Raw genomic sequence first — 21,436 nt, 5'->3', positions numbered from 1 at the left:
ACATTTTCACCCCCTCCCTAGAAGTTCAAAGCGTCAAGCAGATCTAATGCTTCACTAATATCTGTTTCGTCTTCGAGTATGTTATCAGCTTGCCACAATGCATATACAAATGCTGTGAATCCATCCGTTTTTCTTCGCACTTCATCTTTTTTCAAGAAATCCTTATTCCCATCATTTTTGACTTTTACAACTATGTTGTTTGTATTCCATCTCATAAGAGGGTTATCTCCAAAAATGATTCTTTGTTGAGCAAAGAGCATTTCAATTCTGGGAGCAAGCTTTGCATATATAGCATGCGGATTTTGAATATATAAAACGGTAAATCCTGCGTCCTCTAATGCACGCTTTACAATGTCTAGACGAAAGGTGTCACCGATAATTGTATTTAATCCATATTTCTCTCTCATTTCACAAAAATAATTGACCATATATTTAATATCTATTACCGGTTCATCAAGCAAAGTAATTAAAGCCTTTTCTTCCCACTCATAAATGGGTGGTTTTAAATTGGCTTCTTTGATGAAATCACGTCTAGCAAATTGGTGACTATCCCAAATGTAATCATCCCCTTGTTTGAAAAGTACGCCACATGCTGTAAAGTCTTTAACAAAAGAAAAGTCGATAGCACCAACACATGTTTTTCCTTTTAATGTTTCATAAGGTATAGGCCGGTTTGTCGCTTCAATATCTTTCCAAGATGCAACTTTAACTGTGTTGTCTTCTTGCGGGAGGTTCATCCTTTTAGCCATAAATTCAGGACGACCGGATGGATCATCTTCCAAATCAAGATATTCATCCATAATCGTGTCGAACAACTCTTCTGCATAATCACTTCTTGGTTTGCTAAACATCGGATTTGCCTTTTCCCATAGTTCAGGATTATCGACTTCATCCTTGTCATCCATTTTGCAGATGAAAACAAAACGATTATTTCGTTTGCTGCCACCGCTTAATATTTCTAAACATTGCTCAATAAATTTATCAAAAAAACCACCACGGACATGACCGTTGGTGGATATATAAATTCTTCGTCTATGTTTCACTTTCCCTAAACCAGAGCTAAGAGTATTAATTAATTTCGTATCTTCATAAATGTGCCATTCATCAAATATTAAACAACCTGGGCGACCGCCATCTTTTGTATCCGCATTAGAAGTTCTGAATTTAAATTCAGCAAGTGAAAATCTTCCGGTTATTTTTGTTTTAGTCCAGGAGAAGAAGGACTTCATGAAATTCTTATTTTTTTCTTTCATGTTATAGACTTCTTTAACCGATGTTTCCGCCTGGTCCTCACTGTTGGCCACAACATCTACATTGTATCCTTCAATGCCATGTCCTGGGCTGATAAAGTAATCAGCAAGACCAGATATTAAACCATTCTTACCATTACCACGTGCAATTACAATCACGATGTCTTTGTAAAATAACTTGTCTCGTTTTTTATATTTCAAAAATATAAATGCGATAATAAACTTTTGAAATAGCTCTAGTTTGAAATACCATTTTTCAATATAGTTTATACATTTTTCGATTTGCTCTTCATCGAAATAAATATCATCACGAATCAGGACTTCACTTTCTAATTGTCTAACCAGGTCAATACGCTCCTGGTTGAAAATAAATAATCCTTTCCTCCATGAATTAATATAAAGATCAACGTATTTTTGATGAATCAATATAGATCACTGACTTTTGGTTCGTCATTATCCTTCGAGTTTAAATCTTCTTCTGGCAATGCTTCTGGTAGACTAGTAAATTTAATTGAATTTTCGAGGGCAATCAATGTTTTTGTGAGCTTATTCAATTCATTTAAAGCTGGATTTGCTTTGATAAATTCTTGGGAAGCATTAACCGTTGTTACCATTACACCCTCTTTATTTATAGCTTGCTGCAACTTTCTAATTTGCTTTTCAATAGAGATGTAACGCTTAACCTTGCTTATTTCCAACATATCAAATGGATCCACTCTCCCCAACATTTGTTTTTCTAAATCTGTGACTTTTACCATTCCACTCACTCAAACACCCCCCTTTTATTTTTAACCCCCTAATATAACGTGGATTTTTTCAATAATTTTGGACAGCAGACACCCCCTACCGTTGACAGTTCCCCCAACAATCCTGAAACCTTTTAGGGCGGGGGTACTCTACCATTGTTCATCATTCCATTTGTTTTCTTTCTTTTGATAACGATTGTGTTTTACATTGTGGCAACGAATGCAAAGTGTCTCAAGGTTATCCATCGATAAACAAAGTTCCGGATAATCTTCTAGCTCTTTAATGTGATCCACATCTAATCGCTTTCGTTTGTCTGGCTCAGATTTATTTGTGAATACTTTCCCTTGTCGTTTACATCCCTGACATTCATTGTTGTCTCGCTTGCGTACTTCACTACGAGTATGCTTCCATTCCTTTGTTGAATAGAATGCTAGATGATTGTTTGTACTGATAATGGCGATTAGTTCTTGTAATCTTTCTGGTGATACATACAATGTATCTTCCTCCCACAATCATATTTACTATTTAACCGATAGCTCGGAGATATGGATCACCACCTTTTAGGCATAATAAAAAGCACCCGTATTGGATGCTTTTGAAAATTATTAGCTTGTTGCTTTGCGTTTCAAATGTTCAAAGTACTTATCGATGTTACGTGAAGAATAACTTCTTAGAAAATACCACGCTACTATCAACAACACTGTTACAAAAAAATATAACCAATCGAAACACTCCTTTGAACTTTCATAAATGTTAGTAATTAATATAACTAACGCTGAAAGTATAAAGCTTGCATAAACTGAACCCACTTCGTGTTTTTTAGCTAATAAGTATCTGTATCTTTCTTTGTAACCTTCATTATCTTTATCACATAAAAAATCGTCTACTATTATTTCTTCTGAAAAATAATTATCCCATTTTCCATTTGCTACCCAACCCAATAAATGATGCATCTGATTTAAGAAATACCCTAGAGGAATTCCGATTAAAGTTATTGCAGCCCCTAATGCTAATACATTTTTTTCAGAAATTATAGTAGGCAATGAATCATAATAGATAACCACAAAATAAGGTATAAGTGTCATTAATAATATCCAACCGGGAATTCCCCATCTAATTAAATACTTTGGATCGAAATTCACTTTAACATCCCCTTTCTACATTAATCATAATGTGAATGGAAATGATTGTCACTAACCGAATCTCTTCTCAAAATAATTTGTACTATTTATCATATCGATAATAATCTCTATAAGCATTTTTGATTCATCTGTAAAATAATATTTATGCACATATCCGTCTTCATCTGTCGGTATAGAAATAATTTCTTTATATTGTTCCTTGGGTATATCGTGTATAGAAACATTAGGATCTGTAAGATATATTATTACACTCTTCATAGTTTCTGTTAGTTGATACTTATCCATATCATTTACTTTCATTATTCATCACTATCCCTTTGTATTGATAATGAATATTATAACATGAAACAGAACGTTTGTTTCTATTTATTAATTATTATATCAATGCTCTCCCTAGCAAAGTTCATTTGCTAGTAAGTTTTCTTTAATGTTTTCTTTAATGTTTTCTTTAGGATGGGCGCTCTATAGAAGAAACTCAATTCACTGGTCTCTATATAGAGACCGCTACTAGTCTCTACGTAGAGACCACCACTGGACACTACGTAGAGACCACCCTTTACTAGTCTCTAATTAGAGACCACCTATTTGTTTTAAACAATAAAAGCACCTAGACATTTAAGTCCAGATGCTTTTTCAAAGGGAGAAAACTTTAAAGAACTTTTTTTGTCGGTTCTTTATACTCTTACTATAAACTGTTTTTACAATAGTTTGATTCAGTTCATTTTGATTTAATGAAAGTGAAATTAAAGTCAATCAAAATCATTATCATCATCATATTCAACTTCAATCTTTGCAGCTTCCCATTCAACACCACATGAAGCACACACTCTATCACCTTCAAATAACACCGGAAATCCTGTATCGCAATAACGACATTCCCAACGTTTCACCTTTTCCTTCACCTCACACTGTTAATTCATCTAAATATCCTACAAGCTTCATCAACATGGCATGTTTGTTATATATCGTACCTTTGCTATATCCAACCTCATCTGCTATTTCATCAAACGTTTTCCCCTCGATATATCTACCATATAGAATCTTTGTATCTACTAGATTGAATTTCTGAACCATTCTTTTAATGTCAATTAAATCATTCATTTTGTGAGCTAGATTAAACTCTAAAGAAAAAATTTGTTCTTCCAATTGCGCTCCGTTACTTTCAGCAGATAACTTCACTCCCATTAAATCGCCACCTGTCCAACGTCCTAACTCACGTTTGGAACGGGTAATCGAATTTTCTAGCTCGATAATCTCTATTTCAATTCTTCGATAGTCTTTCAGCCATTCATACATTTTCAACACCTACCTTTTTAAAAAAATACCCTGGAATCAACCAGGGCAACAATATTAATCTAGTAGATCGTCTCCATTATCTTCTTCTTTATCTGCAAAGAGAGTCTCTCCCTCGTCGTCTTTGTGTTCTTCCTTTTCATCTGCAAATGGCAGCTCTTTTTCAGGATTCTGGTCCACTTCATTAATATCTTCCATATTCATCTGTCCTTCAGCTACTCCGACAGTCCCATTTTTATCAACGTTGTATTCCAGGCCGTCACCCTGTTCTTCAAACTCTTCAATGGATATTTGCGATGCTTCGAGAAATAGTGTCACATTTCTACCTGCAAACGGATAAAGTTTAATCACTTTTTTATCACTATCGCCACGTACATTAAATTTCAATGTAGTTTTCTTGCTATCCCGTTGAATAGACTTAAATTCTACCGGTAGTTTACCAGCTTCACTGCCTTTTACTTCAAGAATTGCAATACTCCCAGCAAGCTGAACAAGATCATCTGAATAATCAAGTTCATCTCCTTGTACATGAAATTCTAATACTTCTTTTTTGTCATCCTTTTGGATTTTCTTAAATAAAACGGTTAATTCGATTTTTGACATGGTTGTTCGCTCCCTTTATTGTTTTTTATTTTGCTTTCTTTTTCTTAATAGGTGGATTATTAATAGCAGCCAATACTTCTAATTGATAGGTTGTAAACTCATTAGTTAAAATGTTGGTATCAACAGTTTTTAATCCTTTTGCAATTTGAGCCAATACATAAGCATCTCTTACATTATCGCTAGAATGTTCGAACCCCCAGTGTCTGAACAATGGTAAAATCATATCTTCTTTTTTGGTGTTCCCTTTACCTGTAGCAAATTTCTTCACTTGGCTTGGTGATGCTTCAATATATTTAAAACCACGTCTTGTGAGTGCCATTCTTATTCCCCATCCAATGCCACCTAACTGAATACCTTGTTGAGTAGCAAAACCGAATCCTTCAATCACAATGATGTCTTCTTTTTGTATATGTGCAGCTATATCATCAATCATGGTTATCATACGCACCGGATCCGCTGAGCCTACACCCTTAAGCTCTTTTGCTTTTAAAACTTGGCCATCTTCATCAAGAGCAACAAACCCTGTTTTCGTTGAAGGATCTAATCCTATGAATCTCACACAACCCCTCCTTCAGCTTTTTTATCAAAAAGTTAACAGTATAAAATATTTCTTCATTGTTTAGAATGTAACTAGAGCCGAAAAGCAGTCCTAGGAAGCCTGTTGATTATGCCAATCTAGGCTCTAAAATAGTCGTTTATTTTTATTTTAAGAAGAGGTAGAGCTCATGAGAGTATTTCTAATAATAGCTGCAATTACTCTTCTATATAGCACTTTTATTTATTATTTATTTGTAAAGGAATATCGCAATTAAGCGGTTCTGAAATGCCATATGTTACTGTCAAACGCCCTGTCACTTATTTTCCCTATACATATGCTATAGGACAGCTGAGAAGTTTCTTAACCTTTCTGTGCTTCTTAGTAAACAAAAGGCCCTCTAGTCCTGGGGTCTTTTATATTGATCTAAGCACACCTAATTAGAAATTGCATAATATATAAAACAACTGGGATGTTTGTTCGTGTCTAACCTCCGTTTTGTTGTCCAGTTGGGTCTCAGGGCTTTCTTTAAAGAAGGCCCTTTTTATCTACAATCATTTAAGGAGATTACTCATGGATTTAATAATCAAAGAAATTTATCGTTTGATAGATGATTACCACCAGTGTCAAAACGATTGCATTAAAGAACTGATAATTGACGATATTACTTTTTTAACTGAAGCTTATCTTCTTTATATAGAGTAGTACGCTTTTTCTACGTACTGCATATAGGTACCAATTCTAAAGATATTGTGTTATCTTAAGAACTTACTAAATCTTAATATATGGAAACCATTCGACTTTTTTAGTCCACTTCCACTGATAGGAAGGAGTCATTTATATGTCAGATGAAGGTTTAATAAAAATGCTTAAAACTCTTCGTGAGTTCAATAATGTTCACATAACACAAACATTTAGTTTAGATTCAAAACAAGTAGTGAAAGTATGTTGCTTAGAAAATACAAATACTTTTGAGATTACTAATCTTACAAATAACACTGTCACGTTAGTTGATAGTCTCGAAGAATCTGTTGAAACCATACAACTTTTAATGAATGAAACCAATTGCTAAAACCTCTTATTTTTGAGAGGTTTTTATTGTTTTTTATTTCGCAATATCTACGTACTGTGAATTAATATAATTAATTATCACTCATTTATGGAAATAAATTTCCTTTTAGTAGTAAATAGTATATAATTATAATTATGCTAAATTAACTACTTGGAGTGTAAAAATGTCTACTTTATTAATTTATAAAGAACTTAATCAACTAGTAAATGATTATTACAAATGTCCAGATTTAAAAGTTAAAGAACAAATCCTCAATGACCTTGTTTTTCTAACTGATGCTTTAATATTAATGGAACAGTAGCCAAGCTCAGCTATTTTCTCAAATGTGTTCTTTCACATTTTGTTTCAAATGCGTCTTATCCCAACCCTTCAACTCCTTGGATTCTACTTTTTATCCAGTTCCAAGAACTTCTGTTTCCACCCCATGAATAACAGCTTAAACTCATTAATCCCAATGTCTCGACCTTTTGCTATAAACTGTTGAATGACTTTACCTTGTTGCACAAAGTCTGCTGGATCATGCCATAAAAACTCAACTACATCTGCATCCTGTTCAATCGATGAAGATTCTTTTAAATGGGATAGCTGCGGCTTTTTAAAATTGTCGCTATCTCTTGTCATTTGAGATAACATCATGAAACAACAATTCATATCGCGTGCAATCTGCTTGGCTGTAGTAGTTACATTGCCAATTGCTTGAGCTCTAGTCTCATTTTTTCTTTGCTGGATTTTCATGATTTGCAGGTAATCAACCGCTATCATAGCTATTTGGCCATAACGTCTTTTAAAGCGTCTTGCAGTAGCTCGAACTTCTTCGATAGTGACACCACTTGAATCTTGAACAAAAATCGGCAGTTTTTCTAATTCCTTATAGGCGTGTTCTATCATTCCAAGTTCTTCTACTTTTAGATCCTTGTTTTTAATACGTCCGTAAGCAATCCCTGTTTTACTGGAAATCATTCTATCGAACAACTGGTACTTGTCCATTTCTTGGGACCAAACCAGAACTGGACCACTCTTTGCTACACCCATCACTCTTTGTAAAAGCATGGCTGTTTTCCCTACACTTGGTCTACCAGCTGATACAAACAACCATCCACGCCATAAGCCATGCGCCCATTTGTCATATTGATTGAATCCAGTCGGTACAAATTCCGCACGCTTTAAAAGATGCTCGAAATAACCTTGGCGTGAATCTGATAAGTTTTGCATCTTTCCGTCATCCTGTGGTCTAACTTCTGCAACTAATCTTTCAATCTCTGAAAAGTATTCCTCATCTGATTCAAAGTCCTCATGCAATAAATCTGCAATTTTTTGTCCAACTTCTGCCCCTCGTCTTCGAAGTGCCCTTGAACGAACCATTTCGGCATAGTAAACAATACTTGCAGCAGATGGAACAGAAACGGCTAATTCAGTTAAATAGGAAAGACTTACTTCGTCCATTTTGTTGTGCTGCATGTATAGTTCAGCTACAGTTGTGAGATCAAGGGGCTTGTTGCGTTCATCTAACCATTTCATCACACGATAAATTTGTTGATGCCTTGCACTTAAGAAATCTCGTGATTCTAAAAAAGAGATACTATCAATTGAATCTGGCTCTAAGAAAATTGCACCTAGCACTGATTTTTCAGTTTCTAGCTCATATTCAGTTACTCCAATCGAATTCATTCGGATCGTTCCCCTCAGAAATCCACTTTTGTAACTGTATTTCTTTGTCACGTGGATCATGTTGCTGTTTTTGTTTCGTAGGGTTTGGTTTCTTTTCGGCATTCATTTTTATGGCCAATTCCATAAATTTTTCTCGTAGTTTCTTCGCAGATAATACGTTTGTCTTCCAAAAGGAATCTTGGGTAACCCAGTCCATGACCTCTTTAGCTAAATGTTTATTTACTTTATCTATCTCTATTAGCTTTCGCATATCCTCTGACCAGGTCTGCATATTTGATTTTTTAATTAAATGGGAAATACCAGCATCATTAGCCACCTTTTCAACTTTTCCATAATAGTAAATGGCCATTTTATAATAAGTGTTTTCCTCATCGTATTTGTTTTGTTGTGGTTTCTTATTAAGTTTTGTTTCTTTTACAGGGAATGGGGTTGGAGCTTCACTACGCTCCTTCTCCTCCCATTCTTTGTAATCTTTATTAAAAGACATAATCCTCGCCCCTTTACTTCCAATCTCAATGACATTGATAATCTTTCTATCAATTAATGCGGTAAGTTCTCTAATAACTTGGGTCCTGCCGGCATTGATAGTTTTAGCAAGAAAGTTAACCGACATTTCATTAGTTTTTCTTTGAAAACCATAAGTATATCTCCATATAGCCATTACCAAACGGAACTGCGTACCATTGAGATTGGTCTTCATCATTTGTTCAAAGATTTCATTGGCAATCCGTGTGTGACCATTTTTTAGTTGTGGATTAGCCATTTAACATCATTCCTGTTCAAGTTTTCATTTCGTAGTAAATGAACGTAGTGATTTCTTTTGAAAATCTTTCTATGTCATGGCGTTCACTTTTCCCTTGATATGGACGACTAAGCCACTTATCAACATGATCAGCGACAGCAGTAGATATCTTTTGGATTTTATCAATTTCTATCTGCCTTTTTAGTTCAATATTTTCAATAAGCAATTTCACTGTTATATTTGCTAACTTTGCTATATGTTCATCTTTTGAAAGCAATTAAACAACCTCCAATTCGTAGTGTTTGCCAGCCATGAAACCTTTTTTGAGTAACTCCCTTTTAACCGTCATTTCAGCTAAAGCAGGCATGTTATTGTGACTGCTTAAATGCACAAGATAAACTTTCTCACCAGTACCACGAACAAGCTTTGCAAGTGCTTCGGCTGTTTGCTGATTGCTTAGATGGCCAATATGCGAAACGATTCTAGCTTTAACGCTGTTTGGATAATTTGAAGCTTCTACCATACGAGGATCATGATTTGACTCAATAATATAAATGTCGCTTTTTTTCATAATTGACAGCATTTCATCATCTACTTTTCCTGTGTCCAAGCAAATTGAAATAGTAAAACCGTTCTTATCTCTTACCACGTATCCCAACGGTCTTCGTGCGTCATGATGAACATTAAAATGCATAACTGAAAAGTTACCTGTTCCAAAAATGCCGCCTATCCCAAGTTCTGTTACTAGATCTTCATTAACACCTTTTATGTCTTGCCATTCTTCTTCAGCTGCATAAACCGGTATTTTATACTTGTTAGCCAATGGTAAGCCTTTCACATGGTCATTATGAGCATGAGTGAGAAAAATTGCTTCAATATTATTTGGCATTATACCGACTTCTAAAAGACGTTTTTCAATTTTGGTTTTTGCTATGCCTACATCTATTAAGATAGTTTTCTCATCAATGGTAATAGCTATGCAGTTGCCACTAGATCCACTGGCTAAGATATCAACTTTCATGTCGGTTCCTCCGATAAGTGTGGATGTTCGTATAGGTTGCCGATGACTTCAAATTCATCATCTTGCAACCAAGCAAGATTTAAGATAAATGCACCATCCGAACCGTAATATTCTGAAACGTTGTTTTTCCATATTTCATAAATGCCACTCTGATATTTAACTATCCCTATATGTTCTCTATCTTCTCGATTTCCACCACTGGTATCGAAGTCTGTAAATTGAACAATATCCCCTTCATAAATTTCCACGCCGTTTTTGTCTTTTAGTCCTGTGGATTGCATCAGTATGCAATGTTTCATAAAGTCCTGATTGTGTTTTGAAAAACAAAGTAATTCATGCTCCCAATCAATTGCCCAAACATTATCCATCCACAATCTTGTCTTGTTCCAAGCACGAAAATTGATTTCTCTCACGACTCCACCGCCCTTTTAACAGCTAGTAATCTTAAAAGAGAGAAATAGTCCAGTGATTGCAATTGTTCACCTTTCGGACCTTTGTAGATACCTTTGGCATTTAATTGTTTGATGAGATACTTTATTTTCGATTCTTTTTGGATAATGATTTGTTTGTAAATCATAACTTTTCACCATCCCTCTCTACTCGAGTAAGTCATCATTATTTTGAGCCATCTGCAACATGTCAATATTCATATCAAGTAGTTCAATCAATCCAACCATTTCAGCTTCATTCGCTGTTTTGGGATTAATATTAGGGGCATTAGTTTGTAGCCATTCCGAAGCATCTTTACTACCAATGATTCCTAACTGTTTAAATTTTGCATTGATCTCATCACGCAAATGATCTTTTTCGGATTTAACTTCTTCTTTCGGTTCTTCGATTATTTCTTGTTTAGGTGTAATGTCTTTTCGTTCACGGTATTCCGGAATTGAGTTATCCGTATTGTGAGTAATAGTTTCATCATCGAAAGTAAGCCCATATTGTTTTTTTAATGCTCTCTGCTGCACATGTTTTCCAAACATATCACTTGTCCATTTGGTCCAGTTCTCTTTGTTCTGCCCAGTAAACATATGAGATATTTCGTCAATATCCATAATCACCGTAACTGGTGGATAACCTTCGCGGTAAGCGATAGAGTAGGCTCCAATAATTTTCCCTCTTGGGAAGCCTATCTCGTGTTGCACAACTTCCATCTGCTTAGTTTCTTTATTCATAGCAATTTTAAATTCATCGTTTTCATGCACCATCTGTGTATCTGGAGCTTGGAAACCTTCCTTTTCTCGAGCTTTTGACAAGTACGCTTCTGCAGCAAATTGAATGCGAGCTGTGTTTCCATATTTGATGAAGAAAATTTCATTCTTGAAAGGATCCAATCCGTATGATGCAGCCTTATGTGCAAAGAGTAAAAACTCCTGATCATTAGCTGTTGGTGCAACTGAATTTCTCATAACCTCGATTACTGCTGGTGCAAATGCTTCTGTGATTTCTGGTGTTAATGATGGTAAATTCTTGGGCATTTATTTTTCCTCACTTTCAATAATTAGTTCTTGTTCTGCAACTACACGACTTAAAATCAGCTGTCCATTAGGCTCTTTAAATTTAGTAATAGATTCAGAGTTATCTACAAAACACGGTGCAATGATTTCGCTTTGTTGAGAAAGTACGTCTCGTAATTCAAGACCTGCTCTGATAGATTCTGAAAGTGATAATTTACGATAATCTTTGCCATCCATTTGAATTTCAAATGTTGGCTTCATGTCACCAGTTGTTTTTACCGTTTCGAATAGTTTGATTGAAAGATTTTCGAACAAACCTTGTACCTTTTCAGCTTGCAGTTCAGCTTCTTTTGCACGGAAATCTTTTATAGCATCAATGATGAAAATGGAATCATTGAGTGATTCAAGCGTTTCTTTTTCACTTGTTTCTGCAGCAACAACTTGTTCTTCCAACGCTTTGAATTGTTTGTGTTTAGAAATTTCATATTCAATCGGATTAATTTTTTCTTGAAGCACTCGTACTTTTTCTAGTTGCTCTGATACGTCAATAAATTCAAGCTTTTTAAGTTCTTCTTCCAATTCTTTTCGTGTGTTCACTACATCTTGGAACTTATCTTTAACTTGTCCTACTCGCTGTTCTTTTTCAGCTTTTACCACTTCAATAGACTCATCTTGCAGAGGTTGTTTACAAACTCTACATGTACCTTGTATTTCTTCCGCCTTTAATGAATCGTACTGTTTTTTGATAAAATCACGATCTTGCATCAACGAATTAATTTGGCTTTGTAAAACTCTAATTCGGCCATTGTTACCTTGAGCCTTGTCAGTCACCTCTTCAATAGCGTTACGCTCTTTCACAAACTGGCTTAATTCTGCTTGTAAGGACTCTAAAGGAACTGTTGGTGCTTGTTGTTCTAATTGTTCTTTTAAGGTCTTCGTACGGCTTTGCGCTGCTATATACTGTTTGTCTAATTTAGTTTTGTTTGAACGATGAATCTTTTCCAAATCATCCAAAGAGTGCTTTTTAACCAATGCTGATAACTTGTCCGACTGTGGTTTCGGTAATTCTTTAAACACTTCTTTATTAGCGGGTGCTGTGGTATATTGCAAAATCATGGAGCGCTGTTTTTCCCAATGCATGGTAAAGAAATAGTTGGGATTAAACAGTGATAAAAACAATTCTTTATCAAATAACTGATCTAGTATTTCACTGAATTCAGTAGCCTTACTAGGCACTTCGTTAATGTAGTATTTTGTTTTGCCTTTTTTTAGTTCACGGCCAAGCAATAAATCTTTTCCGTCAACGTTAAGCAAAAGCGAAGCCATTGTTTCATCTGAATCGAAAGTGACTGGTGTTGGATCTAACTTGCTACCTACAATATCCGTACCGTATAATAACCATGTAATAGATTCCCCAAGGGATGATTTTCCTTGAGCATTGTCACCAAGGATATCCGTTCTCTCGCCAAAGTTAACTGTGATATCCTGGTGGCTTTTGAAATTCTTTAAAACCAATTCTTTAAATTTTATTTGCAATTTCAATTCAACCCTTTCATTGATTTTTACAGGCCACTTTCATGAGGGGCCTTTTTTATTGCCATTTGATTGAGAGTTTATTCCCCAACATAACTTCCACTTTATAACCAGCATTTCGTAGAAGATTAAGGAATACACCTACCATGCTTAACTCTTCCTCTTCCTGAAACTTAAAAATCGTTCTAGAATGACCATTTAAAGCAGCCTGTTCAATTGTCTCAACTAGACGCTTGAATGCCATGCTGTCTACTGATTCTTTCTGAAATGCCTCGTACTTTTCAGAAGAAAGTTGTTTCATATCTTTTGCAGATTGTAATGTGTTCATTGGTTTCACTTTCCTTTCGTTTGTGTTTTAACAAATGCTTGATGGATTAACATAAATCTTTCAATAGATGGTTTAGACAACCATTCTTTAGCTGTTGTTTTCATGTTCATTTCTCCTTTAGATTGACTAGTTATCTCTCACCACTTAACCACTTCAATGCAGATTGAAATGTTTTAAACTCTTCTGTAAAAGCTTCGCCACATTCGTTATCTATCGCCACCCATACTAGTCCATCTTTCATTAGAAACTTACCCTTTGGTTCAAGTGTTTCAATGATGGTATCTGCTTTTTCTTTTGTAATGAGAATTGGCATGTTTAACATTGGGTTACTCCTTTCAATTTGTTTATTGCATTGCTGATCAACGCAAGCCGTTGTTCAATTGGCATTGCTAACCATTCAATTGGCTTAATCTTCATTTGTTTTCTCCTCTCATAGATTGATTGCTAGTTTTGAGTTAGGCATTATTACCAACAAACCATTTTTCAATAGTTTCTCTATGGAATAAAACACGTCCACGAATCTTTTTATGTGGAATTTCTCCTAAACGAGCCATTGTGTAGATAGTTCCAGTAGAAACACCAATTAGTTCTGCAACCTCGTTCACTGTTAATGTGATTTTTTCCAAACTAACACCTCCTGAACATGATTTAAAATCATGGTATACCTACTAAATGTCACGTAATCCTAGAATGTCATCCGCACTTACACCGAAATACTTACAAACCTTAATTAAATAAGGCATAGAAATAGTATTGATATCTTTTTCCCATAAACTAATACTAGTTTGAGATGAGCCGATTTTTTCAGCGAGTTGCTTTTGTGTCATCTTTCCATGCCGCGCTCGCAATTCGGCAATATTCAACATAATAATCACCTCCGTTGTCACTTTCTGTAATAAACTATACAAGATTTTAAATCACATATCAATAGTTTTACATGATTTATAATCATATTTTTATAAAATAATATTTAATTACTATAGAATATTGTTGATTTTAAATCACATATTAAATATAATTAATACAAGAAAGGAGGTAAAACCATGAGAACGACAGGTGAAATCATTAAAGAGCTAAGAGAAGCACACGGTTTATCCAAACAACGGCTCGCTGAACTACTAGATTTAAAATCATACACCACTGTTTCAAAATGGGAAGTCGATGAAAATCATCCTAGAGGAAAAGAAATTAAGATGCTTTGTACTTTGTTTAATATCTCAGCAGATTATCTACTTGGCTTAAAAGATGAGAATGTAATACCTTTGTTTAACTATAAGTATATTCCTAGCTCAATTTCCGCTGGATTACCATTAACAGTCGATACTGTAGCGGATTATGAATGTGAAACAATTGCGTTACCGGATAATGTAATGGGGAAATGGGCTAGAAATAAGGATGTATTTTTCCTAAAAGTTAACGGCGATTCTATGAATAAGATCTTTCCGAACGATGCTTTAATTGGTGTTAAAATGATTTCCTTGTCTGAGTTGAATGACAAAGACATTGTTGTCTTTAATTACGACAATGAGTATTCCGTAAAAAGATTTATGAAAAATGAAAGAGCAAACAAATTGATTTTCAGACCGGAATCAAATGATGAAACATTCACTGACATTGTAATTGAAGAAGAACAAAAGGATTTGGTTCAGATTGTAGGCAAGGTTGTAGTATATATAGTAACTGCATAATAAATTTCTAACGTTAGCAATTTAACAGTATAAGAGTAGCTCATTTGCTGCTCTTTTCTTATATCCTCGAAAGGAGAAATCATAGTGGCAAACATTATACAAAGAGGAGAAAATTCATACAGATTCGTGGTTAGTCTACCTAAAAATGCCAAAGGTGAATACCCTAGGAAAACAACAACTTATGTAGTTACTGAAAAAATGTCGCCGAAGAAACTTGAAGAGCATCTAGAACATGAATATTTAAAATTTAAACAAGAGGTACTTTCAGGAAATTATATAAAACCCGAAAAAATGTTGTTTTCAGTTTTTGCTGAGGAGTGGCTAAAGAAATTTGCAGAGAAAGAACTTTCTAGTACTACTTATGCTAATTATGAATCAAAGTTAACAACTAACATCTTACCTGTTATCGGTCATGTGCGTATGGATGAGATAAATACATTGATGTTGCAAACCCTAATGGATGAATTAAAAAGAAAAGACGATAGCTCAACAGAGCTCTCTTTTTATACAAAGTTTGATGTTTATAGAACCCTAAGAAGTATATTTAAATATGCTGTCCAGTGGAATGTATTAGTTAAAAACCCATTAGAAGGTGTCAACAAACCGAAGAATAGAAATAAAAAAGAAGTTAATGCGTATGATCAGAATGAAGTTGCTACTATTTTTAATGCTCTAATTGAGGAACCATTTAAATGGCGTATATTTGCTATGCTAGCTATTGTTGCTGGTATCAGACGTGGGGAGAACTTAGCACTTGAATGGTCAGATATTGATTTTGAAAATAGTAGAATAGACATTCACAAAAGTATTGTTTCGGCTGATGGGAAAACCGAAATCAAAGAAACAAAAACAGACTCATCCAATCGGCTAGTTTCACTTCCAGCTTCTGTTGTGGATGAATTAAGAAAGTATCGTGTGTACTGGGTGCAAGAAAAACTAAAGGCTAAGAATTGGACCGAAAATGAACGTGAATGGTTATTTCATCAACGCAACGGGACATATGTTCATCCCTCTTCAGCTACTCACTGGTGGAATAAGTTCGCTAAAAAATTGGACATTCGGTACATTCGCCTTCATGATCTCCGTCATACTTCTGCTAGCCTACTAATAGCTCAAGGTGTACACGCTAAAATAATATCAGAACGGCTAGGACATGCTAATATTAAAATCACAATGGACACATATGGGCATGTATTACGTTCAGCAGATCAAGCAGCTGCTGATAAATTTGAAATCCTCTTTAAGTCAAAAACAAATGAGAAATAGTTGGTGCAAAATTGGTGCAAAAATTGGTGCAAAACGTTAATAATCAATGAAAATAACCATAAATAAACACACCTAAAACACGATTATTTCTATATTTCTTTGTTATTAATCGACTTCGACAAGGTGGGGGTCGCTGGTTCGAGACCAGTCGGGACCATCCTATTCAAAAGCCTAATTAACGTTGATTTATCAATGTTTATAGGCTTTTTCTTTGTTCAGATTTCCTATACATATGCCTCAAATTTTAAAGTTTGTCCGCAATTTGTCCGCAGGATTTTACTGTATTAGTTTGTTTGACTTTGAATAGTCTGATGAAACGTATCAGCAATGACATTGTCAGTATTTGGTAATAAATGTGCATAGAATTCTAATGTTATCTTCGGATTTGCATGACCCAATCGCTTAGAAATTTTAACGATATCTATACCGGTAGAAATAAGAATGGATGCATGTGTGTGTCGAATATCGTGGAAACGAATGTTTGGTACCTTGGCGGTCTTGACAATACGTTTCATTACTCGAACAACATTGCGCGGATCTTGTGGGCTCCCTGTACTTGTGCAAATGACTAGGTCTTTATCTGCAAATAAAGTTCCCACCTTTTCCTTCCATTCTTCTATTCGTTTTTTTTGCAAAAATAATTCATTGACAATAAACTCTGGAATAGGGATTTGTCTCTTGGAATTTTTCGTTTTCAATGAGGTGAAAACATAACCCTTTTTAGGGACATGTGCTAATGATCTTTTCACATGAATTACTTTTTGTTCCAAGTCTATATCACTCCAATACAGCCCTAATATCTCTCCTCTCCGCATGCCAGTATAGATGGCAAGTAAAAAAGTTAAATAGTGTCGCTCTTCTTTACACTGACCAAGAAACTCCTGTATATCTTTAAGTGACTATATAGACATTTCTTCGTATTTCACTGATGGCGGATCTGCATCCCCCACTGGATTGAATATTATTTTCTTCCATTTAACTGCTTGGCTGAACGCTTGATATAATAGTTGATGCATTTTCCGAATGTAACTCGTACTATAGTTTTCTTGTAACTTTTGATTATAAAACAAATCAATATCCGATGTAGTAACTTTAGCTATTTCTTTATTTGCAAACAAATTCTTTTTTAAGAGGTGTTTCTCTAAAATGTACCTACTGTTCATCGCGGATGTTTGTTTAATTCTATTACTGTAATGGTCGTTGAACCATTTTAAAATATAATCTGAAAAGATTTCTTTACTAAGCTCTATATATCGATTTTCATCTAACGATAATTCAATTTTCCTTGCAGCTGCCTCAGCATCTTTCTTTTTAATAAATCCGCCTTTACTTATCTGTTTACGCTTCCCTGTTAAGGGGTCACTACCTATATCAATAGCATAAGAATAGGTTTTGCCTCTTTTTCTAATGTGCGCCAATTATTACTTACCTCCAAATCAATTTTGCACAATAAAAAGTAAACAAGTGGTCTAATACCAACTTGTTCACTTTCTTCTATTTTTATAAGGATTCTTCACCACAAATATTTAATTTTTTTGTTTAGTTTTTAACCAATCAAAAAACGATGTAAATGCTTATGTTTCATCTGGTTTTGTTAGTTTCTTAAACATTTATAACAATATGATTCACAGTTACTAACGCATTCATTTAATACATCAAATGTTTTCTCGATAATTTCATCAATGCGGTTGCCCGCTTCGTATGAATACCCAGCACCAGTACGATATTGCTCGTAATCCTCGTCTGTAGCGGTTACTTTGCTTTCTAATACCTCAAATGCTTCCCTTTGTTTTGCCGTTTTTCCTCGTCTGTACCAGTAGCGAAGTTTGCCGCTGTTCTATAGCGTTGAATGTCTCCGTAAATTTATTCCTCGAATGTTTGTAAGTTTGTCATTTCATAATCCCCTCTATAGTTAGTTTTGGAAATAAAAAAGAACGTCCGTCATGGGCGTTCTTAAATACGTTATTTTGGGTGTGCTCTCTTTTATTTATTAGGCAAGTTTTATTTATTCAACAAATCTTATGTTTTCCTATTTTCTTTTTCAGCCCATTTTATCAATTTCATGATAATCATAATAACAAACAAGAACATCACTAATGAAACTATCAGAGTAATAAAAAATCCGTTTCCCACGGTTGAAAAAAATATAAAGATAATAGCAAAGAGAATAATAAAACCCCACATTTTTTGCTCATCTTTTGACACATTTCTAGTACTTCTCCATCCTGCCATAAGTGTAAGCACGCCCTCAACATTATTTTTAAATATAATTATAGCAGTAGTTATACTGAATATCAGAAAAAATAGTCCAACATTAATGATATTTGATATTCACGTTATTTAGCCGTACCTCTCAGATATTCTTCTACTTCTTCTTCAGTAAGCCAACGTGCAGGCACTCGGTAGCCGATCTCCTACTGCTTTGTAAATGCGTAACCACTTTCATAAAGCACTACATTTATCTTCTTTGTATTAAAATGTCTTTGTTCACTTATAGCTCTAAACTTGCCGATATTGTAGCGAATCAGTAGCCTACGTAGTGTAATTCGATAAGGGAGTCGATTCACTCTTTCTCTTCCGTTTTCTTATTCGGCACCTCCTAGTCAGCGTTAAAGATTCGCTTTTTGTTTTTGCGAATTAGGCACTCTCCCGCAAAGTCATAAGGGTTAGTAAGTCATTTGACCTTAAAGTTAAATATAAACATATAAAAAGGACAGCAGGTTTAAATCTACTGTCCTCCACTATTAATCGTAATAGCCCTCTCTAAAAACAATTACACTTTCAACAAGACTATCTTCAGAATCCTCAAGTTCAGGAACAAAAAGTCCAATACCTAGTGTGAAAGATAATAAGCCTGTTTCATCCAATTCAATATCACTATCTTGTGAAACAATAGTTGACTTCAGTTCTCTAAAAGGTCTTCCAATCATGTGTTTATGTGTAAATTTAGGGTCTGCTGGTAGTGCCATTTCAATTGCTTCACACGTATCGTTACTATCGTAATATATGTGTATTCCATGGTCATTAAATGCATCTGTAAAAGTATCAGACATAGGCGTTTTTTTAAATTCTACTACATTTCCTCCTAAAACATTTCTAACCTCATCTCTTGTCATGCCAAAACTAATTGGACCTACTCCCTTATTAGGAGTTATTATAAGTTCATTCATTTTTTACCCCACCCCTAGATTTGTTTAATCTTTTGGTATATTCTAACATTTGTCTAATACCTTCATCATATTTATTTCCAAACTTATTTCTTAAATCATTAATGTCCATATTTTGAGCCTCATTTAATTTCCCTTGTTCTATTAAAGATTTTTGCTGTGCTCTATATGCTCTTGCTTCTCTTGAGTTACCCCAACTCGCTGTTTGTCTATGGTCTATGGTTTCCATTCTTACACCAGGACCATTACCTCTACTTATCGGACTAACAGAATTAGCTGGCATATGATGGACTTCTCCACCATTACTTGGAACATCCTTATATGCACCTCCTGAAGGAACATCTTTAGGATTTCCAGCCTCTTTGCTACCCTTCACACTATCCTTAGACTTGTTTTCAACCGTAGGAGTTTTCTTTACAGATAGATCGCCTTTATATTTAAATAGTTTGGACCCCGAGGAAAAAGCTAGCTTGACCCCTTTTTTGACAATCGCGTGCGGTCTTAGATAATCAACAAATGCAAGTTTTGTACCCTCAAAGTACCCATCGAGCTCGCGAAAACCACCATCATCGAATTCCTCATCTACTTTGTCGACCACTTCATATTGAATTGGATTTATTGTCCCAAGCTGGTATTCTTTTACTATTAGACCATTTTCGTACAGATGGAAACTTAATAGGGTAAAGCTTCCATAGGCATCTCTCTTGATTGTTTTGGTCTTTTTACCCTCGAGTGCACGAAAAGTTCCCGGGGTAATTTCTGTACCAATCAGCTGTTCCTGTTCTTTTATCCATAAGTCATTTGGATTTAAATATACTTTTGGGAACAATGCTGTTCTTATCTCACTTCTAAACGTAATTACATTCCATTGACTTGGCAAGAAGTTTATATCCTTGACCCCTGCTTGGAATAGACCAGAGATTTCTGTCAACCACGTGTCCATCATCTGCAAATCTTGTTCAATTGGATTCAGTGCGTATGTCTGGGTAGCATCGAATTCATAAAGTTGGTTTAAAGTATCATCACGTTTTCTCTTAGAACTAATCACTCCCTCTTGCACTCCGCTATCGTCTAAATGAGGCAGGGCAACAATATCACTCACTTGATCCATGATACTATTTGCCTCATCTGTTAATCTAGCAGTGAGTTTGCTAATAAGCGTAACTCCCTGTTCTAGCTCTCCCTCTAGGAAATTTTCGAGTATGTAACCAGAGGAATCAGGTTCCAGTGAATGAAGTGCTGCCTCCATCTGGCTAAGGACTTGTTTAAACTGTTCAGAAAACGACTGGAAAAAATACAGAAGTGGTAAATGGCATTCCTGATAAAAAGAGCGTATGGCATTACCCCCTGCTCCCTTTAATTGTTCCTCCATCTGAACTAGACCCTTCACTGCATCGTTGATAGCTTCCATTTCACTGCTCAGCCTGTCTAACATAATAATGTTGCTCTGCAACCCTTCTCGAAATAAATCTACATCCAATACTTTCATAGATTTTGCCTCATTGAGCATCTACAAATAGCCACTTTACAATATTCTTTATTATACAATAATACCTCACAAGTGAACATTCTTCTCCCCCTCGCAAACTATCAATAGTTATAATATTCCATTTTCTAGAAAAAAGGTAAAGGTAGAAGTTAAAACAATCGCGAAAATAATCCTTAAGTATTAGTATACCTACAAAATCCTGATACTCTTTCACCATTAACTAAAGAAAATAGTAATTAAAGAGTTTGCGATGTATATAAATTTTCATTACTATTGTCATTAATAAATTTACTTTTAATAAAGTACTTTATATTTATAGAATGTCGATTCTAATGAATGTATGTTGTTATATACTTAGAGAGTATTTTATAAGATAACACATTCTAACTGTGTAACAATTAAATCATTTTAACGATTAGTCATTACCGAACCTGTAGT

The 21,436-nt window shown here is 34.9% G+C and carries 27 protein-coding genes; 3 read left to right on the top strand and 24 right to left on the bottom strand.

Annotated elements, in window-relative coordinates; genetic code table 11:
- Window positions 1-17: 17 nt before the first annotated feature.
- The 9 genes from MKY94_RS08065 to MKY94_RS08025 all read right to left on the bottom strand — a co-directional run bounded on the left by MKY94_RS08065 (window position 18) and on the right by MKY94_RS08025 (window position 5,594).
- Window positions 18-1,676, bottom strand: coding sequence for a terminase TerL endonuclease subunit (locus MKY94_RS08065; protein ID WP_342578410.1), 1,659 nt, complete (start codon window positions 1,674-1,676; stop codon window positions 18-20).
- Window positions 1,673-2,008: a P27 family phage terminase small subunit gene (locus MKY94_RS08060; protein ID WP_342578666.1), complete on the bottom strand. Its 336-nt coding sequence runs from the start codon at window positions 2,006-2,008 to the stop codon at window positions 1,673-1,675. Before MKY94_RS08060 ends, MKY94_RS08065 begins: the two co-directional genes overlap by 4 nt.
- A 138-nt stretch (window positions 2,009-2,146) precedes the next feature.
- The gene (locus MKY94_RS08055; protein WP_342578665.1) at window positions 2,147-2,452 is read right to left on the bottom strand and encodes an HNH endonuclease; all 306 of its coding nucleotides are present in this window, start codon (window positions 2,450-2,452) and stop codon (window positions 2,147-2,149) included.
- 150 nt (window positions 2,453-2,602) lie between these two features.
- On the bottom strand, window positions 2,603-3,139 hold the full coding sequence (locus MKY94_RS08050; protein ID WP_342578409.1) for a hypothetical protein: 537 nt from the start codon (window positions 3,137-3,139) through the stop codon (window positions 2,603-2,605).
- Between the two features lie 51 nt (window positions 3,140-3,190).
- Complete coding sequence (locus tag MKY94_RS08045; protein WP_342578408.1) at window positions 3,191-3,397, bottom strand: hypothetical protein; 207 nt, start codon at window positions 3,395-3,397, stop codon at window positions 3,191-3,193.
- Window positions 3,398-3,888: 491 nt separating this feature from the next.
- The gene (locus MKY94_RS08040; RefSeq protein ID WP_342578407.1) at window positions 3,889-4,029 is read right to left on the bottom strand and encodes a hypothetical protein; all 141 of its coding nucleotides are present in this window, start codon (window positions 4,027-4,029) and stop codon (window positions 3,889-3,891) included.
- 13 nt (window positions 4,030-4,042) lie between these two features.
- Window positions 4,043-4,435, bottom strand: coding sequence for a hypothetical protein (locus MKY94_RS08035; RefSeq protein ID WP_342578406.1), 393 nt, complete (start codon window positions 4,433-4,435; stop codon window positions 4,043-4,045).
- A 54-nt stretch (window positions 4,436-4,489) separates the two neighbouring features.
- Complete coding sequence (locus MKY94_RS08030; RefSeq protein ID WP_342578404.1) at window positions 4,490-5,035, bottom strand: hypothetical protein; 546 nt, start codon at window positions 5,033-5,035, stop codon at window positions 4,490-4,492.
- A gap of 25 nt (window positions 5,036-5,060) precedes the next feature.
- Window positions 5,061-5,594 carry a hypothetical protein gene (locus tag MKY94_RS08025; RefSeq protein WP_342578402.1) on the bottom strand — a complete coding sequence of 178 codons (534 nt, stop codon included), beginning with the start codon at window positions 5,592-5,594 and terminating at the stop codon, window positions 5,061-5,063.
- A gap of 817 nt (window positions 5,595-6,411) precedes the next feature.
- On the opposite strand from MKY94_RS08025, the gene MKY94_RS08020 reads away from it, so the two are divergent.
- Window positions 6,412-6,642 (top strand): hypothetical protein, encoded by a 231-nt coding sequence (locus MKY94_RS08020; RefSeq protein ID WP_342578400.1) that lies wholly within the window; start codon window positions 6,412-6,414, stop codon window positions 6,640-6,642.
- A gap of 384 nt (window positions 6,643-7,026) precedes the next feature.
- On the opposite strand, the gene MKY94_RS08015 is transcribed toward MKY94_RS08020, so the two are convergent.
- From MKY94_RS08015 to MKY94_RS07965, 11 genes are all read right to left on the bottom strand, one after another.
- Window positions 7,027-8,310, bottom strand: a complete 1,284-nt coding sequence (locus MKY94_RS08015; protein ID WP_342578398.1) for a DnaB-like helicase C-terminal domain-containing protein — start codon at window positions 8,308-8,310, stop codon at window positions 7,027-7,029.
- The gene (locus MKY94_RS08010; protein WP_342578396.1) at window positions 8,288-9,073 is read right to left on the bottom strand and encodes a replication protein; all 786 of its coding nucleotides are present in this window, start codon (window positions 9,071-9,073) and stop codon (window positions 8,288-8,290) included. The genes MKY94_RS08015 and MKY94_RS08010 overlap by 23 nt, the downstream gene beginning before the upstream one ends.
- A gap of 16 nt (window positions 9,074-9,089) precedes the next feature.
- Window positions 9,090-9,329 (bottom strand): hypothetical protein, encoded by a 240-nt coding sequence (locus MKY94_RS08005; protein ID WP_342578394.1) that lies wholly within the window; start codon window positions 9,327-9,329, stop codon window positions 9,090-9,092.
- Complete coding sequence (locus tag MKY94_RS08000) at window positions 9,330-10,073, bottom strand: MBL fold metallo-hydrolase (RefSeq protein WP_342578392.1); 744 nt, start codon at window positions 10,071-10,073, stop codon at window positions 9,330-9,332.
- Window positions 10,070-10,486: a YopX family protein gene (locus MKY94_RS07995; RefSeq protein ID WP_342578390.1), complete on the bottom strand. Its 417-nt coding sequence runs from the start codon at window positions 10,484-10,486 to the stop codon at window positions 10,070-10,072. Before MKY94_RS07995 ends, MKY94_RS08000 begins: the two co-directional genes overlap by 4 nt.
- Before the next feature lie 183 nt (window positions 10,487-10,669).
- A complete protein-coding gene (locus tag MKY94_RS07990) occupies window positions 10,670-11,548 on the bottom strand; it encodes a RecT family recombinase (protein ID WP_342578388.1) in 879 nt (292 codons plus the stop codon).
- Window positions 11,549-13,069: an AAA family ATPase gene (locus tag MKY94_RS07985; RefSeq protein WP_342578386.1), complete on the bottom strand. Its 1,521-nt coding sequence runs from the start codon at window positions 13,067-13,069 to the stop codon at window positions 11,549-11,551.
- A 49-nt stretch (window positions 13,070-13,118) separates the two neighbouring features.
- The gene (locus tag MKY94_RS07980; protein ID WP_342578384.1) at window positions 13,119-13,388 is read right to left on the bottom strand and encodes a hypothetical protein; all 270 of its coding nucleotides are present in this window, start codon (window positions 13,386-13,388) and stop codon (window positions 13,119-13,121) included.
- Window positions 13,389-13,518: 130 nt separating this feature from the next.
- Complete coding sequence (locus MKY94_RS07975; protein ID WP_342578382.1) at window positions 13,519-13,710, bottom strand: hypothetical protein; 192 nt, start codon at window positions 13,708-13,710, stop codon at window positions 13,519-13,521.
- A gap of 133 nt (window positions 13,711-13,843) precedes the next feature.
- Window positions 13,844-14,014 (bottom strand): helix-turn-helix domain-containing protein, encoded by a 171-nt coding sequence (locus tag MKY94_RS07970; RefSeq protein WP_342578380.1) that lies wholly within the window; start codon window positions 14,012-14,014, stop codon window positions 13,844-13,846.
- Window positions 14,015-14,056: 42 nt separating this feature from the next.
- Window positions 14,057-14,296, bottom strand: a complete 240-nt coding sequence (locus MKY94_RS07965; RefSeq protein ID WP_342578379.1) for a helix-turn-helix transcriptional regulator — start codon at window positions 14,294-14,296, stop codon at window positions 14,057-14,059.
- 135 nt (window positions 14,297-14,431) lie between these two features.
- On the opposite strand from MKY94_RS07965, the gene MKY94_RS07960 reads away from it, so the two are divergent.
- A complete protein-coding gene (locus MKY94_RS07960; RefSeq protein ID WP_342578378.1) occupies window positions 14,432-15,076 on the top strand; it encodes an XRE family transcriptional regulator in 645 nt (214 codons plus the stop codon).
- A gap of 84 nt (window positions 15,077-15,160) precedes the next feature.
- Complete coding sequence (locus MKY94_RS07955; RefSeq protein WP_342578377.1) at window positions 15,161-16,342, top strand: site-specific integrase; 1,182 nt, start codon at window positions 15,161-15,163, stop codon at window positions 16,340-16,342.
- A gap of 284 nt (window positions 16,343-16,626) precedes the next feature.
- Here MKY94_RS07955 and MKY94_RS07950 read toward each other — a convergent pair whose 3' ends face one another.
- From MKY94_RS07950 to MKY94_RS07935, 4 genes are all read right to left on the bottom strand, one after another.
- The gene (locus MKY94_RS07950) at window positions 16,627-17,229 is read right to left on the bottom strand and encodes a site-specific integrase (protein WP_342578664.1); all 603 of its coding nucleotides are present in this window, start codon (window positions 17,227-17,229) and stop codon (window positions 16,627-16,629) included.
- A gap of 12 nt (window positions 17,230-17,241) precedes the next feature.
- Window positions 17,242-17,760, bottom strand: coding sequence for an Arm DNA-binding domain-containing protein (locus tag MKY94_RS07945; protein WP_342578376.1), 519 nt, complete (start codon window positions 17,758-17,760; stop codon window positions 17,242-17,244).
- A gap of 1,326 nt (window positions 17,761-19,086) precedes the next feature.
- Window positions 19,087-19,512 carry an ABC transporter ATP-binding protein gene (locus MKY94_RS07940; RefSeq protein ID WP_191696304.1) on the bottom strand — a complete coding sequence of 142 codons (426 nt, stop codon included), beginning with the start codon at window positions 19,510-19,512 and terminating at the stop codon, window positions 19,087-19,089.
- Window positions 19,505-20,998: an LXG domain-containing protein gene (locus MKY94_RS07935; RefSeq protein WP_340862951.1), complete on the bottom strand. Its 1,494-nt coding sequence runs from the start codon at window positions 20,996-20,998 to the stop codon at window positions 19,505-19,507. The genes MKY94_RS07940 and MKY94_RS07935 overlap by 8 nt, the downstream gene beginning before the upstream one ends.
- Window positions 20,999-21,436: the final 438 nt, after the last annotated feature.

The sequence above is a fragment of the Psychrobacillus sp. FSL K6-2843 genome, assembly GCF_038626375.1.
GTDB classification, from domain to species: Bacteria; Bacillota; Bacilli; order Bacillales_A; family Planococcaceae; genus Psychrobacillus; species Psychrobacillus faecigallinarum.
This window is presented reverse-complemented; position numbering and strand designations above follow the sequence as displayed.

Bases quoted from the DNA above. Each gene is read 5' to 3' on its own strand.
- MKY94_RS07935 (WP_340862951.1), bottom strand. From the start codon at position 20,998: ATGAAAGTATTGGATGTAGATTTATTTCGAGAAGGGTTGCAGAGCAAC.
- MKY94_RS08030 (WP_342578404.1), bottom strand. From the start codon at position 5,035: ATGTCAAAAATCGAATTAACCGTTTTATTTAAGAAAATCCAAAAGGAT.
- MKY94_RS08000 (WP_342578392.1), bottom strand. From the start codon at position 10,073: ATGAAAGTTGATATCTTAGCCAGTGGATCTAGTGGCAACTGCATAGCT.
- MKY94_RS07975 (WP_342578382.1), bottom strand. From the start codon at position 13,710: ATGTTAAACATGCCAATTCTCATTACAAAAGAAAAAGCAGATACCATC.
- MKY94_RS08020 (WP_342578400.1), top strand. From the start codon at position 6,412: ATGTCAGATGAAGGTTTAATAAAAATGCTTAAAACTCTTCGTGAGTTC.
- MKY94_RS08045 (WP_342578408.1), bottom strand. From the start codon at position 3,397: ATGAAGAGTGTAATAATATATCTTACAGATCCTAATGTTTCTATACAC.
- MKY94_RS07940 (WP_191696304.1), bottom strand. From the start codon at position 19,512: ATGAATGAACTTATAATAACTCCTAATAAGGGAGTAGGTCCAATTAGT.
- MKY94_RS08015 (WP_342578398.1), bottom strand. From the start codon at position 8,310: ATGAATTCGATTGGAGTAACTGAATATGAGCTAGAAACTGAAAAATCA.
- MKY94_RS08010 (WP_342578396.1), bottom strand. From the start codon at position 9,073: ATGGCTAATCCACAACTAAAAAATGGTCACACACGGATTGCCAATGAA.
- MKY94_RS08060 (WP_342578666.1), bottom strand. From the start codon at position 2,008: ATGGTAAAAGTCACAGATTTAGAAAAACAAATGTTGGGGAGAGTGGAT.
- MKY94_RS07990 (WP_342578388.1), bottom strand. From the start codon at position 11,548: ATGCCCAAGAATTTACCATCATTAACACCAGAAATCACAGAAGCATTT.
- MKY94_RS07960 (WP_342578378.1), top strand. From the start codon at position 14,432: ATGAGAACGACAGGTGAAATCATTAAAGAGCTAAGAGAAGCACACGGT.
- MKY94_RS07980 (WP_342578384.1), bottom strand. From the start codon at position 13,388: ATGAACACATTACAATCTGCAAAAGATATGAAACAACTTTCTTCTGAA.
- MKY94_RS08035 (WP_342578406.1), bottom strand. From the start codon at position 4,435: ATGTATGAATGGCTGAAAGACTATCGAAGAATTGAAATAGAGATTATC.